Annotated in this window: 16 protein-coding genes; 10 read left to right on the top strand and 6 right to left on the bottom strand. The window is 48.3% G+C overall.

Features of this window, described 5'->3' with window-relative positions; all coding sequences use genetic code 11:
• Positions 1-6: 6 nt before the first annotated feature.
• Entirely contained in the window at positions 7-558 is a 552-nt protein-coding gene (locus AUL54_RS06655) for a PadR family transcriptional regulator (protein ID WP_016936735.1), read from the bottom strand.
• 221 nt (positions 559-779) lie between these two features.
• Here AUL54_RS06655 and AUL54_RS06650 point away from each other — a divergent pair, with 221 nt between their 5' ends.
• The 5 genes from AUL54_RS06650 (at position 780) to bstA (ending at position 6,070) form a co-directional block, all read left to right on the top strand.
• Positions 780-1,382, top strand: coding sequence for an NAD(P)H-dependent oxidoreductase (locus tag AUL54_RS06650; protein ID WP_060963306.1), 603 nt, complete (start codon positions 780-782; stop codon positions 1,380-1,382).
• A complete protein-coding gene (locus AUL54_RS06645) occupies positions 1,373-2,464 on the top strand; it encodes an acyltransferase family protein (protein WP_060963305.1) in 1,092 nt (363 codons plus the stop codon). Before AUL54_RS06650 ends, AUL54_RS06645 begins: the two co-directional genes overlap by 10 nt.
• Positions 2,465-2,795: 331 nt before the next feature.
• Positions 2,796-5,207 (top strand): PEP/pyruvate-binding domain-containing protein, encoded by a 2,412-nt coding sequence (locus AUL54_RS06640; protein WP_060963304.1) that lies wholly within the window; start codon positions 2,796-2,798, stop codon positions 5,205-5,207.
• 22 nt (positions 5,208-5,229) lie between these two features.
• A complete protein-coding gene (locus tag AUL54_RS06635; RefSeq protein WP_060963303.1) occupies positions 5,230-5,502 on the top strand; it encodes a ribonuclease inhibitor Barstar in 273 nt (90 codons plus the stop codon).
• Between the two features lie 25 nt (positions 5,503-5,527).
• On the top strand, positions 5,528-6,070 hold the full coding sequence (gene bstA, locus AUL54_RS06630) for a bacillithiol transferase BstA (RefSeq protein ID WP_060963302.1): 543 nt from the start codon (positions 5,528-5,530) through the stop codon (positions 6,068-6,070).
• Here bstA and AUL54_RS06625 read toward each other — a convergent pair.
• Together AUL54_RS06625 and AUL54_RS06620 are read right to left on the bottom strand one after the other, a co-directional pair.
• Positions 6,030-7,622 (bottom strand): MFS transporter, encoded by a 1,593-nt coding sequence (locus AUL54_RS06625; protein WP_060963301.1) that lies wholly within the window; start codon positions 7,620-7,622, stop codon positions 6,030-6,032. The two genes, bstA and AUL54_RS06625, sit on opposite strands and share 41 nt — an antisense overlap.
• A gap of 106 nt (positions 7,623-7,728) precedes the next feature.
• Positions 7,729-8,211, bottom strand: coding sequence for a MarR family transcriptional regulator (locus tag AUL54_RS06620; RefSeq protein ID WP_060963300.1), 483 nt, complete (start codon positions 8,209-8,211; stop codon positions 7,729-7,731).
• A gap of 168 nt (positions 8,212-8,379) precedes the next feature.
• On the opposite strand from AUL54_RS06620, the gene mprF reads away from it, so the two are divergent.
• The 3 genes from mprF to AUL54_RS06605 all read left to right on the top strand — a co-directional run bounded on the left by mprF (position 8,380) and on the right by AUL54_RS06605 (position 12,594).
• Entirely contained in the window at positions 8,380-10,950 is a 2,571-nt protein-coding gene (gene mprF, locus AUL54_RS06615) for a bifunctional lysylphosphatidylglycerol flippase/synthetase MprF (RefSeq protein ID WP_060963299.1), read from the top strand.
• A gap of 98 nt (positions 10,951-11,048) precedes the next feature.
• The gene (locus tag AUL54_RS06610; protein WP_060963298.1) at positions 11,049-11,933 is read left to right on the top strand and encodes a PhzF family phenazine biosynthesis isomerase; all 885 of its coding nucleotides are present in this window, start codon (positions 11,049-11,051) and stop codon (positions 11,931-11,933) included.
• Between the two features lie 76 nt (positions 11,934-12,009).
• On the top strand, positions 12,010-12,594 hold the full coding sequence (locus AUL54_RS06605; RefSeq protein WP_016936723.1) for a nitroreductase family protein: 585 nt from the start codon (positions 12,010-12,012) through the stop codon (positions 12,592-12,594).
• A gap of 38 nt (positions 12,595-12,632) precedes the next feature.
• On the opposite strand, the gene AUL54_RS06600 is transcribed toward AUL54_RS06605, so the two are convergent.
• The 3 genes from AUL54_RS06600 to AUL54_RS06595 form a co-directional block, all read right to left on the bottom strand.
• Positions 12,633-12,824 carry a YfhD family protein gene (locus tag AUL54_RS06600; RefSeq protein ID WP_016936722.1) on the bottom strand — a complete coding sequence of 64 codons (192 nt, stop codon included), beginning with the start codon at positions 12,822-12,824 and terminating at the stop codon, positions 12,633-12,635.
• A 69-nt stretch (positions 12,825-12,893) separates the two neighbouring features.
• The gene (locus tag AUL54_RS20575) at positions 12,894-13,004 is read right to left on the bottom strand and encodes a YfhE family protein (protein ID WP_003155504.1); all 111 of its coding nucleotides are present in this window, start codon (positions 13,002-13,004) and stop codon (positions 12,894-12,896) included.
• A gap of 57 nt (positions 13,005-13,061) precedes the next feature.
• Positions 13,062-13,961, bottom strand: coding sequence for a TIGR01777 family oxidoreductase (locus tag AUL54_RS06595; RefSeq protein WP_060963297.1), 900 nt, complete (start codon positions 13,959-13,961; stop codon positions 13,062-13,064).
• 91 nt (positions 13,962-14,052) lie between these two features.
• Here AUL54_RS06595 and recX point away from each other — a divergent pair, with 91 nt between their 5' ends.
• Positions 14,053-14,844 carry a recombination regulator RecX gene (recX, locus tag AUL54_RS06590; RefSeq protein WP_060963296.1) on the top strand — a complete coding sequence of 264 codons (792 nt, stop codon included), beginning with the start codon at positions 14,053-14,055 and terminating at the stop codon, positions 14,842-14,844.
• 6 nt (positions 14,845-14,850) lie between these two features.
• The gene (locus AUL54_RS06585) at positions 14,851-15,165 is read left to right on the top strand and encodes a YfhH family protein (protein ID WP_060963295.1); all 315 of its coding nucleotides are present in this window, start codon (positions 14,851-14,853) and stop codon (positions 15,163-15,165) included.
• Positions 15,166-15,238: the final 73 nt, after the last annotated feature.

Raw genomic sequence — 15,238 nt, 5'->3', positions numbered from 1 at the left:
TTTTGTTTATGCTTTTTTGATGAGAGCCAAAATATCTTCAAGCCAGGAAATGTAATTGCGTTCCCGCTCAAGCGCTTTTGTCAGCACGAGATAATGGCCGAAATCCGGAGACGAAAACGAATCCGCATCCTCGGACGATGTCATCAGTTCGTGATAACTGTTTTCCAAGTCGGACAATTTCTCCTTCCGCTTTACGAGCTGATCGGTGAATAGCTCATCCGCTTCCTCCCGGGTCAAAGCTGAGATGAAATAAGCCTTCAGCATAAATTCATCCTTCACCGTTTCCGGAATCGGATCTTTTTTCGTCAGCCAGGCGGCAAGCTCCCGTTCTCCGTTGCCGGTCAGCGTGTACATTTTTTTCTCAAGCTTCGTTCCTTGGATCGCAGTGCGGAACGTAATAAACCCCTCAGCCGTCAGTTTTTTCAATTCCGGATAAATCTGGCTGTGCTTTGCGCTCCAGAACTGGCCGAGCTCTTCTTTAAAATAGCTCGATATATCATATCCGCTCAATTCGCCTTTTCTTAAAAGCCCTAAAATCGCGTACTTTAAAATTCTCATGTTGTCCTCCAAGCCCATTCATTTGACAGCTAGTATACCACACGGCTGCGAAAAAACGCAGAAGTGCCGGATGCGGCAATCCTGATCATAGAAAGACTTCAGGATTGGACTTTGATTTCAGCCGCATACAGATTTGAAACGCCTTTCATCATGTCTTTGCCTTATTCATATGACATCATGATATAATCATTGTAAAAATTAAAAAATACTGGGAGGGACATATGAAGACGGTGATTGTGTATGCAGATCCGGATGAGAACAGCTTCAATGCGGCTATCGTAAAATACGTCGCCATGGCTTTGAAGGACAGCGGCAAAAGCTATACTGTCATTGACTTATACGCCGATCAATTTGATCCCGTGCTGAAGGCCGGAGATGAAAAAAAGCGGACGGATATGAACCGGGACGCTGAAACGAAGAGATACCGGAAACTGGTGAAAGAAGCGGATCATCTCATTTTCATCTACCCGCTGTGGTGGGGAGGCGTTCCGGCGATTATGAAAGGCTTTTTTGACAAAGTGCTTGTCGCCGGAGAAGCCTACACATTTGAAAACGGCCGTGTAAAAGGCCTGCTGCGGGCAGAGACGGCACAGGTGTTTTATACGGCGGACTCCCCGAACAGGCACTTAAAGTGGTTCCGGAAAAACGCGGACTGGATTACGCTGAAAAAAGGAATTCTGCAATGTTGCGGCATTCAAAAAGCCGAACGGAACTTTATGCCCTCAGTTAAAACGAGCACACCCGAGCTGCGGGAAAAGCGGCTTCGCCAGGCATACGCCAAAGTCCGCCGCGCTTGTGAAAAAGGAGCAGCCGCATGGAGATAAAAGAAATTTTCGTGATCCGCTGTCTGTCCTGCTTAAGTGTCGTTCTGCTGCACGTGGTATCAATGGTGCTGATGATTCAGGAAGAGTCCTTAGCAAGCGCCGCCCATACGGTTGATGCATTCCGGACCTTGCTGATGTTCAGCACGCCGGCGTTTATCTTTATCTCGGAATTTCTGCTTGCCAGGTCCTATCCGGAAGGCGTCCCCGCAGGTTTCTTAAAGAAAAGGGGAAAAGTTATTTTCGTGCCGTTTCTGTTTATCGCCGCGGTGGATGCCATCTTAATGAAAAGTGTCGCAGAAGAGGGAGCCGGTTTCGTTTCAGTGTTCGGTAAATTTTTAGAAAACGTCTTTTTAGGAAACTTTATCGGGTACTTCATTCTTGTGATCTTTCAATTTTACATTCTCCATATGCTGCTGCACCGCTGGCTGAGCAACACATCTCCCGTGTGGGTGCTGTCTGTTTCGTTTATCATCAACGCCGTCTATCTGGCCTATTTTTCAATCGTTCGTCCGCCTGCTTCATCGGGGCTTGATTCTATTTTTCCGTTCTTTTGGGTTCCGTTTCCGGGCTGGCTGTTTTATTTCTGTCTGGCATTTTATTGCGGAAAGGAATACCGGCGTTTTTTAGCGCTCATCAATCAATACCGTTATGCGGTTTACTTCAGTGCGGCCGTATCGGCCATATTGATTGTGGCGGTTTCATATGTCAGCGGCGGCTCCATTTCCTCTAAGCGTCCGGATATTATGATTTACGCGGTCAGTATGATCTTTCTGTGTTTTCATCTGTTTTCAAAGCTCAAAAAAGTGCCCGCGATTGTGATGATGATCAGCAACTATTCGTTTTCAATCTATCTGCTGCACTCCTACTTTTTAATCAGCGGATATCTTCTGGAAGGCTATTTGCGGTCAATGCCTTTGCCGGATGCCATCCTTCTTTTATTTTTGATCTGCACGCTCGGTCCCATTTTCGTATCTTGGGGGTGCAGCCATTTTAGATACGGATACCTGTTTGTCGGGAAAGTGTATCAGCCGAAGAAGCAGACCAAAAGAAATACGGCGGCGTCTCAAAGCCGCACAATCTGAAAAAAAGGCGGCGTTTCGGCCGCCTTTTTGATACGGGTCCGCTTTAAGTTGTACATCCTGCATACAAAGCCCCCCGCGGCAAGCCGACAGAGAATGCCAGGTAAGCGGTATCGGGCGGCCAATCTCTAATTTTAATAGCGCTTTCACTGTAAGGCTGAAGACCCCCGCCTGCATCCGTTTTGACCGGATGCATTTATGACAAAATAACGCCATCGATTTTCTCCCTTGTGAAGACCGATATATTGTATACTTATAGGAAATACTTTCAAAAAAAGTGAAAAAGAGAAAAACGGTGAGCTTGGATGAACGACTAAAAAGGAGCGGGGACATTATGAATGACTGTGTCAAAACATTCGGAGAACTTCCGGCCGAACTTTATTCCTCTGCGGGAGGAAAAGGAAGCATTCTCTCTAAAATGTATCAAAGCGGGTATCCTGTGCCTGAAGGGTTTGTGATTTTGCCGTCAGCCTTTCAGGACGGACAGCTCCGCCATCAGGCGAGAGAGGCTATTGATCAATATGTGAATTCCATCCGCAGCCGCCATGCAACTGCGTTGTTTGCCGTACGCTCATCTGCGCTGAGCGAGGATTCCGCTCAGGCTTCCTTTGCCGGAGAATTCGATACGGTGTTGAATGTCAAAACAGATCAAGACATATCCAAGGCGATTGATGAAGTCCGCCGATCGGCACAGTCAGAAAGGGTAAAAGCGTACAGCGCCGTTCAGGGAATGGAAGATGAGCATGAAATCGCAATCGTCATCCAGCTGATGATACCGTCTGAGATATCCGGAGTGCTGTTTACCGCAGATCCGATTACGGGGAGCAGGCGGGAGATGACAGGCAATTACGTCTACGGTCTCGGGGAGCAGCTCGTTTCCGGGGAAGCCGATGCCTATTCTTTTAAACTGGCACGGCCTAAGAAAAAATATGACGGCCCCGGGGAATTTCGTAAATATGCGTCAAAGCTCTATAAACTGGCGAAAAAGCTGGAAAAAGATCTTGGAGGGCCGCAGGATATTGAATGGGCCGCCGCGGGCGGGACATTGTATATTCTTCAATCCCGCCCGATTACGACCTTACAAGCCGGAAATCTGGAAACCTATGAATGGAATGATTCTTTCAGCGGTGATTTTTTATGGACAAACACAAATATAGGAGAAGCGATTCCCGATGTGATGACGCCGCTGACATGGTCGCTCCTCCGGAATCTGGATGAAGAGTCGGGCATTATTCCGGGTTATTATGTCTGGTCCGGCAATATTTGCGGAAGAGCCTATAACAATATGAGCCAGCCGCTTTCCGTTCTCGCCGCTTTCGGTCTGAATCCGAAAGGCGGAAAAATAGGAAAAATGATGAGCGATACATTGGGAGAAATCCCGGCGGAAATGAAGATTCCTTTATATCCGTTCTCAAAGTATGAACTTTTGAAGATCGTCTCGAAAAAACTGAAACCGTATCTGTCGAAAATGAAGCACGCAAAAAAAAACATGTCTTCCTACTTGGACGAATCGCCGGAGTGGTGCCGGAATATTGAGGAAAAGCTGAAACGTGCCGAAACGGAGCGGGCATTATTGGCGATATGGAACAATGAGATCTATCCGTATTTATGCAACGCGTGGTTTGCGTTAATATCCGGCGGGCGTGATTCTGCGCAATCCTCTTCGTCGTTAACCTCTCAATTAACAAAACTCGCAGGCATAGAAGATGCGAATCTCCTGCTTTCCAATCTGAGGGGAAAAGGCGGACTGGCCAGCCTGGAGCCGATTATCGGCATTGATCAAGTCATGAAAGGCCGTATGAGCGAGGAAGAATATCTCAGGAACCAAGGCCACCGAGGCCCGCATGAATACGAACTTTCCATACCGCATCCGGGAGAAAACCGGGATTGGCTGACGAAGCAGATCAAAGAACACAAGGAGTCGGGTATTGATGCCGAACAACTGCTTTTGAAACAGCAGCGGGCGCATGAACAGGCCTTCCGAAGATTTGAAGAAAAGTTTCCTCATAAGGTCAAATGGCTCAAAGCCAAAATGGAAAAAGCGTCAGAATATGCGAATATTAGAGAAACAACCAGATCCGAATTTGTCAGGGTGTACCGGACAGCCAGAGCATTCGCGCTCAGAGCGGCGGAAATGACCGGCATGAAGGACGATATTTTCTTCTTGTATCTGCATGAAATAACCGATCTGCTCGCGGGGAAAGAGCCGGCGGTTGCGTCGATTCAAGCGAGAAAGCAAAACTATGAAACCTATAAAAAACTGCCGCCGTTCCCATCCGTTATTAACGGAAGATTCAATCCGTTTAAATGGGCTGAGGATCCTGACAGAAGAGCGGATTATTACGATGCTTTTATGCCTGCGGAAACTGATGATACGCACACTTTAAAAGGTTTCGCGGGAGCGGCCGGGAGAGTGGAGGGCATTGTCCGTGTCCTTGATGTCCCGGAAGACGGGGATTCTTTTGCGGCGGGGGAAATTTTAGTGACTTCGACAACCAATGTAGGCTGGACCCCGCTTTTTCCAAGAGCGGCTGCTATCATAACGGACGTCGGCGCCCCTTTGTCCCACGCGGCGATCGTCGCCCGGGAACTGGGGATTCCTGCTGTTGTCGGGTGCGGAAATGCAACGTCAAAACTGAAAACGGGGGACAGGGTGGCCGTTGACGGCGGGCAAGGCATCGTCCAGCTGGAACCGCGGCAGACTCCGGTCACTTCTGAAGAGGAAAATGGTAAACTGATAGAATAAAATCATGAGAAAGGAGCCGCACATGAAAAAAGCAATCATTAACGGGGAACAAATCAGAAGTATGAGCGACTTGCACAAGACATTGAAAAAGGAGCTTGCCCTTCCTGAATACTACGGTGAAAACCTTGACGCTTTATGGGATTGTCTGACCGGCTGGGTCGAGTACCCTCTCGTTTTAGAATGGAGACAGTTTGAACAAAGCAAGCAGCTTACAGAAAACGGCGCCGAGAGTGTGCTTCAAGTCTTTCGTGAAGCGAAAGCGGAAGGCTGCGATATCACCATCATACTTTCATAATACGATCAACGGGAGAGAGACAAAAATGGAAAAACAAACCCTCAGCTATCCGATTGGAGAATATCAGCCGGCTGAATCGATTTCGGGCGGACAGAAACAAGAATGGATCAATGCGCTGGAACATGCTCCGGCCAAACTGAAACAAGCTGTCAGAGCGATGTCGGACAATCAGCTCGATACGCCGTACCGCGAAGGGGGATGGACTGTCCGTCAAGTGGTTCACCATCTGGCGGACAGCCACATGAACGGCTATACCCGGTTTAAATTGGCTTTAACAGAAGATGAACCGGAAATCCGTCCCTATGATGAAAAAGGCTGGGCCGATCTTCATGATTCAAAAACCGCCGCTTGCGGGGATGCGCTTGAGCTGTTAACAATCCTGCACAGAAGATGGGCCGCTCTTTTGCGCTCCATGACGGAAGCCCAATTCAAACGGACATACTTCCATCCTGTTTCCAAAGAGACGGTTACGCTGGAACAAGCGCTCGGATTATATGTCTGGCACTCTGAACATCATATCGCCCATATTACTGAGCTTTGCCGGCGGATGGGCTGGCATTTGTCTTAGAGGATGCCGGCCTCCGGAAAAACGCCAAAACAGCCGCGGACACAATCGTGCATAACGAAATGACGGCGGCTGCCGTATAAAGGTGATGATAGCCGCTGGCAATGCCCGCTTCAATCGCATCAGAAACCGCTTTTTTGACGGCGGGCACGGGGATTCGGCTTACCTGTTCCTGCAACGAAGAAAGCCCGCCGCTGATATCGGGCAATTGCGCCTGATCAGCGGGAACGCCGCTTTTTGCTAAACGGTTTTTGATGTCATCTCCGATCCGGTCAAAGCCGGCTGTAATGAAGCTGGCATATAAGGCCGGGGCGAGCGTCAGCCCGACCTGCCTCACGAGGGAAAGCGTGCCGAGCGCCGTCCCTTTGTTTTGGTCCGCCGTTTCTGATACAAGCACATTCAGCGGAGCTCCGAGCAGAAATCCGAAACCGGTCCCCGCAATGACACTCGCCGTGACAAATTCCCATTTATCCGTCACCCATAACGGAAACAGGCTGAAGCCGGCAAATGCGATAGCGCCTGATACAACAGCAGAGAAGACCGGCCCTTTTTTATCCGTGACCGCCCCGCCGAGCCATGCGCCGATGCCTGATGCCAACGCGAGCGGCGTCATCCAATAACCCGCTTTCTCCGCCGATACGTGCAAATACTGCTCCGCGTAAGAAGGAATAAAAATGACCGCAGCGAGCAGCCCGCCCGATAAAAACCCGATGACAAGCGTCCATTGAAACACTTTATTTTGCAGCAGCGAGTAGGCGAGAATCGGATCGCCCCCGCGGTTTTCAACCCGCTTTTCAACCTTAAGCAGCGCAAGAAAGAGAAATGCCGCCCCCAGAAGATATCCGTACACCTTCACGTCCATTATGCTTTCTGAAAGCTTTGCCCCATCGAGGTTCGTGATACCGATCATGCAAGATAAAATTGCCAGAGACAACATCATCGTGCCGGCAAGATCAAGCTTTTTCGCCTCAGGCTCTTTCGTTTCAGCGATAAACAAACCGCCGCACACAACCAAAGCGGCGGCTATCGGCAGATTAATCAGAAACAGCCAATGCCACGACCCGGTTACATCAAGCAAAAAACTCCCGATATTCGGTCCGAGGACGGCCGCCATACCGTTCATCGCCCCTAAAAGCCCGAGAGCTTTTCCCTGTTTTTCTTTCGGAAGCACAGCCAGCACATGTGAGCTGCCGATAATAAAAATTCCCCCGCCGCCAAAGGCCTGAATGAGCCGCGCCGCCAAAAACATCGGGAAGCTCTGACTGAGTGCGACAAGCAAAGAGCCAAGACCGAACAGTCCGACTTCAATCATAAACAGTTTTTTCCGCCCGTAGCGGTCCGACAGCTTGCCGACAATCGGCACACTGACACTGAGTCCCAATGTGTAAAGGGTCACGCCCCACGATCCCCATGAAGGAGAAATATCAAAAGAGCTGTTAATCGTCGTCAGAGCAGCGGAAATAATTCCGTTGTCCAGCGCCGCCATGAACACACCGATCGTAAAAAGGGTGATGGCCCAGCTCTGGTTTTTTCCTGTTTGCACTCGTCTCGGCATACTGATCAATCCTTCCATTTTAATTCACTCAAAATATATTATTCACTTTGAGTGAATTAAATGTCAAATGAAAAAAGGCCGCCGATACGGCAGGCCTTTTTCATCTTTATGCCTGTTTGGAGGATTCCAGTGCTTTTGCCAAAAAGGCGAGCCCTTGATTAACCGTTTGTTTTTCTTCAGCGGTCAGCGTTTCCAATGAACGCTTCAATTTTATATGCCCTTTTTGATAAAGGCTGCGGAAAATGTCTTTCGCGTTTTCCGTCAATTGAACGACGACTGAACGGCGGTCTTCTTCTGACGGGGCGCGTGTAACGAAATCCGATTTTTCCAACCGGTCAAGCAGCCCCGTCGTATTTGAAAGGGAAGCGCCCATTTTTTCTGCAATTTCACTCACCTTCAGCGTCCCGTGGTTGTTCAGAAGCATCAGCACCTTCATTTGCGGCATGCTCATATCAAGCTTCATCCATTCGGACACATCGCCGAGTCCAGCCGACGTCATCACTTTCATATACAGCACCCAAATATCCCGTTCCTCAGGAGAAAAAATATCGCCACCCAAGACCGTTGTATCATGCAGGTTGTAATCCATCGTCTCACTTCCTCATTCATACTCCTTCATACCATATTACTGATTTTCATCTGAGAAAGAAAGTTGCAGGCGAGTTTTGTTTGAATAGGAGGTGGTAGTGTATAATATGTTGGAGATTATTGGGGGAATTATAATAAATAAGCTATTTTATGATGATTGGAGAGAATATTGCTGACTAAAAAGAATGCCTTATCGATATTAAAAGTATTATTTCCTATTGCAGTTTTGCTTTTAGTCATTTATCAGTCGAAGAAGGAATTGACGGATCTTTCTTTTAAACGCACGCTGTACATTATTAACGGGATTGAGCGGTACGATTTATTTATCCTCGTTCTGCTCGGCCTCCTTGCCGTCAGTGCGATGTCCTTTTATGACTTTGTGCTGAAACGGACGCTGCGGCTCAACATTCCGAATTGGAAAGTGTTCAGGGTTTCCTTTATCGCCAATTCCTTTAACAATGTCCTTGGATTCGGGGGTCTGGCGGGCGTCGGACTGCGGACGATGCTGTACAAAGAGCATACGAGCGACGTAAAACGACTTGTCGCAGGCATTGCCTGGCTTACTTCTTCAGCGCTGCTCGGACTGTCGGTCTTCAGTATTCTGACTTTCGCCCGGGTGCTGCCGGTGGGCGAAATCACAGGCGAGAAGCCGTGGCTGTGGGCTGTCATCGCCGGCGTGGCGCTTATTGTGCCGGTGGCCTTAATCGCCGCTTGGATCAACAATAAAAAAGCTCGAACGGAAGATGGTGAAGCAAAACTGAGGCATCCGATTTTTTCTTATATCGGAGCTTCGTTTGCCGAATGGTTTGCGGCGGCCGTCGTTATGTATTATTCACTGCACGTCATGGGGATTCACGCAGATGTCCGCCATGTATTCGGTGTATTCGCGATAGCCGCTATCGGGGGAATCATCAGCCTTGTGCCGGGCGGATTCGGCTCGTTTGACCTCCTGTTTCTGCTCGGCATGCAGAATATGGGCTTTCCGCAGGAGGCAGTTGTGACATCCATCGTCATCTACCGGATTGTGTATTCATTTATTCCGTTTGTGTTCGGGCTGTTCTTTGCGGCCGGCGACTTAACGGAAAACACGCTGAAACGGCTGGAATCAAATCCGAAGATGGCGCCTGCCGTAGAAACGACGAACGTGCTTCTCGTATTGCAGCGCGGGATCTTAATCAGAGTGCTTTACGGTTCGCTGTCGCTTTTGGTTTTCGTGTCGGGAGTGGTCGTGCTTGCGTCCGTCGCATTGCCGATTGACAGAGAAACGGTCATTCCGCACATTCCGCGCCCGGCGCTCCTTGCGTTTAACGCGCTATCGCTAAGTGCGGCATTGATTCTATTAATCCTGCCGATTGAATTATACAAACGGACGAAACGCTCTTATTCAATGGCGGTCGCCGCGCTGGTCGGCGGTTTTGTGTTCAGTTTCTTAAAAGGAATGAACATCAGTGCAATCTTTATTCTGCCTGTCGTCATCGTCGTGCTTGTGCTGCTGAAGCGGCAGTTTATCAGGGAGCAGGCATCGTATACACTCGGCCAGATGATTTTTGCGGCCGCTCTGTTTATTATCGCCTTGTTTAACTATAATCTCATTGCCGGTTTTATTTGGGATAAAATGAATCGGCTGCTGCGCCACGATTACTTCGTCCATAATAATTCGCACATTACATATGCGACGATGACGGCCATTATTGTCGTGCCTCTGTTTTTCCTTTTGTTTACGGTCTTTTATCATAAAAGATTGAAGCCGATCGGGGAAGAGGCCGATCCTGAACGGCTGAAGACCTTTTTGGCGGAACAAGGCGGAAATGCGCTCAGCCATCTCGGCTTTCTCGGGGATAAGAGGTTTTATTTCTCAAGCGACGGCAAAGCGCTTTTATTGTTCGGCCAGATTTCGAGAAGACTTGTCGTGCTCGGTGATCCGTCGGGACAGAAAGACTCTTTTCCGCTGGTGATCGAGGAATTTCTGAACGAAGCGCATAAGCAGGGACTGAGCGTCATGTTTTATCAGATTGAACGTGAAGACATGGCGCTATACCACGACTTCGGCTATAACTTCTTCAAGCTTGGAGAAGAAGCTCTCGTGGATATGGAGGCATTTACGCTGTCAGGAAAGAAAAAAGCGGGGCTGCGGGCGATTAACAACAAATTTGACCGCGAAGGCTACACATTTCATGTCGGGGAACCGCCGTTTTCTTCCGAGTTTATGGCCAAGCTGAAAGACATTTCGGACGAATGGCTCGGACCGAAAAAAGAGAAAGGCTTTTCTCTCGGTTTCTTCGATCGGGACTATTTGGAACAGGCTCCGATTGCTTACGTAAAAGACACAGAAGGGGAGATCATCGCTTTTGCCAACCTTATGCCGATGTACCAGGAAGGCGAAATATCAGTCGACTTGATGCGTTATCGGAAAAACGCGCCGAACGGTATCATGGACGCGCTTTTCATCCGTCTGTTTCTCTGGGCGCAGGAAAAAGGCTATACCACTTTTAATATGGGGATGGCTCCGTTGTCAAACGTAGGAACGGCCTTTACATCTTTCTGGTCGGAAAGAATCGCAGCCGTCATCTTCAACAACGTCCGGTATATGTACAGCTTCAGCGGGCTGCGGGCCTTTAAAGAAAAATACAAACCGGAATGGCGCGGGAAATACTTGGCGTACCGCAAAAACAGATCGCTGTCTGTCACGATGTTTCTCGTCACCCGCCTGATCGGAAAAACAAAAAAAAGACGCCGTTAAAAGGCGTCTTTTTTTTCCTGTAATGTAATTAACTAAAAATTCTAATTTTCTTTTGTTATACTGAATAACATACCATAAGACGAAAGGAAGACTGATGAATGAAACAGGCAGTTGTATTTAAATATGAAGCGTTTACCGATATTCCTGATCTGGGAAATCCCGCTGGAATCGTCTTTAACGGTGATGATTATTCAGATGAAGAGATGCAGATGATCGCCGAAATGGCAGGGTACAATGAAACCTCATTTCTCTGTAAAAGCGGAGAAGCCGATCTGCGCATCCGCTATTTTACACCCGGCCATGAAATGAATTTATGCGGACATGCTACCGTTGCCTCTCTCTACGCATTAATTGAAAAGGGAAGGCTTCACGCTGATCAGGCGTATCGGATTGAGACAAAAGCCGGTATTCTTCCCGTAAAAGCCGCTGAACGAAACGGGCGGGTATACATCACGCTTGAACAGGCTCCCCCGCAATTTCTGCCGTTTACGGGAGACAAAGAAAAGCTTGCGGCTTCGCTCGGGATAACGGCTGAGGATTTCCACGGCGAGCTTCCGATTGTTTACGGATCAACGGGAATCTGGACGCTGATTGTTCCGCTGAAATCACTGGAAGCATCACGGAATATGGTGCCGGACAACTCACAATTTCCCGCTGTATTGCAAGATCTTCCGAAAGCGAGTGTTCATCCTTTTTCTCTGGAAACTGTTCATCAGGAAAGCGATCTGCACGGACGCCATTTTTCTTCTCCTTTTTCCGGAACGACCGAAGACCCCGTCACGGGAACCGCTTCAGGCGTCATGGCGGCCTATATGCGGCAATACGGGGGCTCTGAAGCCGAATGCCTCACGATTGAACAAGGTCAGGAAATAGGGAAAGACGGAAAAGTGGAAATCAGGATCACGGAGGAAGACGGCGAGGTGAAAATCGAGATGACGGGAACGGCCGTGTATGCCGAATCAATTCATTTTCAGCTTCCGTAACGGTTTACAAAAGCCGGTTCTATCCGTTATATTATAAATGATAATCATTTTCAATTGAATAGGAAGGTGAATCGGCATGCCGAAAACCGAACAATTACAGCAAAACGAGAGTCTTAAACATACGATCAGAAACAGAAGATCCATCCGGTCATTTAAACCGGAAACCGTTCCTTCTGAAGTCATATTAGATATGCTCGAAACGGCCGTTTACGCACCGAACCACAGACTGACGGAGCCATGGCGTTTTATCTACGCGGCAAGCGAAGCGGGAAAAGAAAAGCTTGCGGACAGCTACGTCTCATTTTTCAAAAAAATAAAAGATGATTTCAACGAGGAAAAAGAGCGGAACATGAGAAAAAATCTCAGTGCCGTTCCGGGATTTTTGTTGGTCGTCTTAAAAGAAGATGAAAATGAATTTACGCGAAATGATGATTTCGCGGCGCTGAGCGGCATGATTCAAAACCTTCAGCTTCTCGCACATGAAAACGGCATCGGCATGGTTTGGAAAAGCGGCCGCATTATGTATGACAAACAGGTGCATCAAGACTTCGGCCTTGCAGACAATGAACGCTTCGCCGCCATCATCCAAACGGGCTATCCGGATGAACAGCCTAAGGCGAAAGAACGGACGCCGGCAAAAAGCCTGTTTACCGAACTGTAAAAAAACCCCCGTCCTCAAGAAGAGGCGGGGATTTTGTATTAGCGGGTTTTGCTTTTTGCTCTGTTGTCAGCGGCTTTCATCCGCGCTTGCGCTTCGCGGTCAGCGGAATCAGCAAGCTCGCTTGAATATTCCTCATATGTGCCGTCTGTTTCACGTTTCAAAGCAGCCGGAACTTGAGGAAGTTTTTGTTTGTTTTTATCACGGTTTTTGTGAGTATGATTTCTGCCCATAACAATCGCCCCCTGAAAAAAGTGATATCAAACAAACATAGTATCTGCCCGGTCCCGATCTTTATTCGTTTATTTCCGTTTGGCTGCTCTTTCCGCTTTTTTGAATTCACCGGAATAAAGGACTTCCTGCATTTTTTTGAGATTGGCTCCCTGCTGATGTTTTTCGCGCTTCTTTTCCATAAAAGAAGACCCTCCTTCAAAACAGAATACCAATAGGATTGGCTTTTATTTCCGTTTTTATGCAGATAAGAGATCCTTTAAAGCCAAATCAAGTTCTTCATACGTAAATTGAAAACCGGATGTCAGCGCCTGTTTAGGCAGGGCGCGCTGGCCTTTTACGATCAGCAGGCTCATCTCTCCCAATGCTTTCTCCAGAAAAAATTCCGGTACGGGAATCCAGTGGGGGCGGTGCAGGACGCTTGCGATCGTCTTTCCGAATTGCTTCATTTCAACGGGGTTCGGCGATGTCACATTCATCGGGCCGGACAAGTCATCATGCTCCGCCGCATACGCGATGAGTTCCGCGGCGTCATCGACATGAACCCATGACAGCCATTGCCGTCCCGAGCCGACAGTGCCGCCCGCTAACAGCTTATAAGGGAGAACCATGAGCGGCAGGGCGCCTTTTTCACCGAGCATCACGCCGAATCTGGCATATACCGTCCGGATGCCGAGCGCTTCAATTTTCTGGCCTTCACGCTCCCACATATGAGCCGTATGACTGAGAAAGTCTTCATTTGACGTATCGGACTGCTCAGTGAACGTTTTCTCTGTACTGGTGCCGTAAATGCCGACGGCGCTAGCCTGAATGAAAGCCCGCGGTTTTTGAGGCTGCTGCTTCATAATCCGTCTGACTTCTCTCGTCGCTTTTACCCGGCTTGAGATAATTTGTTCCTTCGTTGTGTCCGTCCAGCGGTCAAAGATGGATTTGCCGGCGAGATTCACCCATACATCAATAGGGGGAAGCTCGCGCTCAGGCGCCGCATTTTCGGCCAGCCATTGAACATATGTCACATTTTTTTGTTCGGTTTCTCTCTGTTTTCTTGATAAAATATAGACATGATGTCCCCGGCGGGTAAATACATCTGTCAGATGCCGGCCGAGAAAACCCGTGCCGCCTGTCATCGCGATATTCATATCCATCTCTCCTTACACGTTGATACATATACTGTACCTCATTTGCCGAAAAGAAAAACGCCTGAACATCGGGGCGGGAAAGGAGACCGGTATGCCGTTTATTACAAAAATATCGACCCAAAAGAAAAACACTGAGCGCTTCAACATCTTTCTTGATGAGAAATATGCATTCAGCGTCGACGCCGACGTGCTTGTGCGTTTTGACCTGAAAAAAGGGAAAGAACTGGACGAGCTTGACATTCTTGAAATCCAGCACGGCGATGAAGCGAAAAAAGCCTTTAACCGCGCCGTAGATTTTTTATCATACCGGATGCGCTCTGAAAAAGAAGTCCGGGACCATCTGAAGAAAAAAGAAACACCTGAGATGGTCATTCCTGAAGTCATCCATAAACTGTACGATTACCGCTACTTAAATGACAAAGAATTTGCCGAAGCCTATGCAAGCACCCACAAGAAAACAAACGGCAAAGGCCCTGACGTCTTGTTCCGCGAGCTGAAAGCGAAAGGAATAGACGACGATACCATCAAGGAGACGCTCAGTGCGTTTACATTTGATGAGCAGATACAAGAAGCGCTGAAACATATCGGGAAAATCCTGAAAAAAGACAAAAAGCTGTCCACAAAAGAGATCAGACAGCGGGCGCAGATGCAGCTTCAGCGAAAAGGTTTTCCATTCGACGTGATCAACGCCGCCCTGGAGCAGACGGAGTATGAGAATGATGACGAAACTGAGATGGAAGCCCTGAAGATTCATGCGGAAAAGGCGATCAGGAAATACCGCTATGACGGCAGCTATGAAAGCAGAATGAAGGTCAAACAGTACTTATTCAGAAAAGGATTCTCGATTGACGATATTGAACAATTTTTGCAGGAAGAGGAGTAAACTGAAATGGACAAACGATACAGTCAAATGACGCCTCATGAACTACAGACAGAAATTGCGGGATTGACGGAAAAAGCGAGAAAAGCGGAACAGATGGGCATTGTAAATGAATTGGCCGTGCTTGAACGGAAAATCACGATGGCCAAAGCCTACATGCTGGAGCCTGAAGACTTTCGGCCCGGCGCAGTGTATCAGATAGAAGGTTCTGATGACACATTCAGCATTGATTACATCAACGGCGTATTCGCCTGGGGGCACAGATCTTCGTCGCCTGACCGGGAAGAGGCGCTGCCGATTTCTGTTTTGAAAGAAAAAAGTTAACAAAAGAGGCCGGTTCCGGCCTCTTTTTTTCGGGCACATTCGTTTCAAACGTTCAGTAAAAAATGATTGAATT

The organism is Bacillus sp. SDLI1 (genome assembly GCF_001553895.1).
GTDB classification, from domain to species: Bacteria; Bacillota; Bacilli; order Bacillales; family Bacillaceae; genus Bacillus; species Bacillus siamensis.
Note: the sequence above shows the minus strand (reverse complement) of the source record. Positions and strands in the feature narration are given on the sequence as shown.

What these genes read in the sequence shown, in the direction of transcription:
- AUL54_RS06655 (WP_016936735.1), bottom strand. Translation starts at nt 558, where the DNA reads ATGAGAATTTTAAAGTACGCGATTTTAGGGCTTTTAAGAAAAGGCGAA.
- AUL54_RS06650 (WP_060963306.1), top strand. Translation starts at nt 780, where the DNA reads ATGAAGACGGTGATTGTGTATGCAGATCCGGATGAGAACAGCTTCAAT.
- AUL54_RS06645 (WP_060963305.1), top strand. Translation starts at nt 1,373, where the DNA reads ATGGAGATAAAAGAAATTTTCGTGATCCGCTGTCTGTCCTGCTTAAGT.
- AUL54_RS06640 (WP_060963304.1), top strand. Translation starts at nt 2,796, where the DNA reads ATGAATGACTGTGTCAAAACATTCGGAGAACTTCCGGCCGAACTTTAT.
- AUL54_RS06635 (WP_060963303.1), top strand. Translation starts at nt 5,230, where the DNA reads ATGAAAAAAGCAATCATTAACGGGGAACAAATCAGAAGTATGAGCGAC.
- bstA (WP_060963302.1), top strand. Translation starts at nt 5,528, where the DNA reads ATGGAAAAACAAACCCTCAGCTATCCGATTGGAGAATATCAGCCGGCT.
- AUL54_RS06625 (WP_060963301.1), bottom strand. Translation starts at nt 7,622, where the DNA reads ATGCCGAGACGAGTGCAAACAGGAAAAAACCAGAGCTGGGCCATCACC.
- AUL54_RS06620 (WP_060963300.1), bottom strand. Translation starts at nt 8,211, where the DNA reads ATGGATTACAACCTGCATGATACAACGGTCTTGGGTGGCGATATTTTT.
- AUL54_RS06610 (WP_060963298.1), top strand. Translation starts at nt 11,049, where the DNA reads ATGAAACAGGCAGTTGTATTTAAATATGAAGCGTTTACCGATATTCCT.
- AUL54_RS06605 (WP_016936723.1), top strand. Translation starts at nt 12,010, where the DNA reads ATGCCGAAAACCGAACAATTACAGCAAAACGAGAGTCTTAAACATACG.
- AUL54_RS06600 (WP_016936722.1), bottom strand. Translation starts at nt 12,824, where the DNA reads ATGGGCAGAAATCATACTCACAAAAACCGTGATAAAAACAAACAAAAA.
- AUL54_RS20575 (WP_003155504.1), bottom strand. Translation starts at nt 13,004, where the DNA reads ATGGAAAAGAAGCGCGAAAAACATCAGCAGGGAGCCAATCTCAAAAAA.
- AUL54_RS06595 (WP_060963297.1), bottom strand. Translation starts at nt 13,961, where the DNA reads ATGAATATCGCGATGACAGGCGGCACGGGTTTTCTCGGCCGGCATCTG.
- recX (WP_060963296.1), top strand. Translation starts at nt 14,053, where the DNA reads ATGCCGTTTATTACAAAAATATCGACCCAAAAGAAAAACACTGAGCGC.
- AUL54_RS06585 (WP_060963295.1), top strand. Translation starts at nt 14,851, where the DNA reads ATGGACAAACGATACAGTCAAATGACGCCTCATGAACTACAGACAGAA.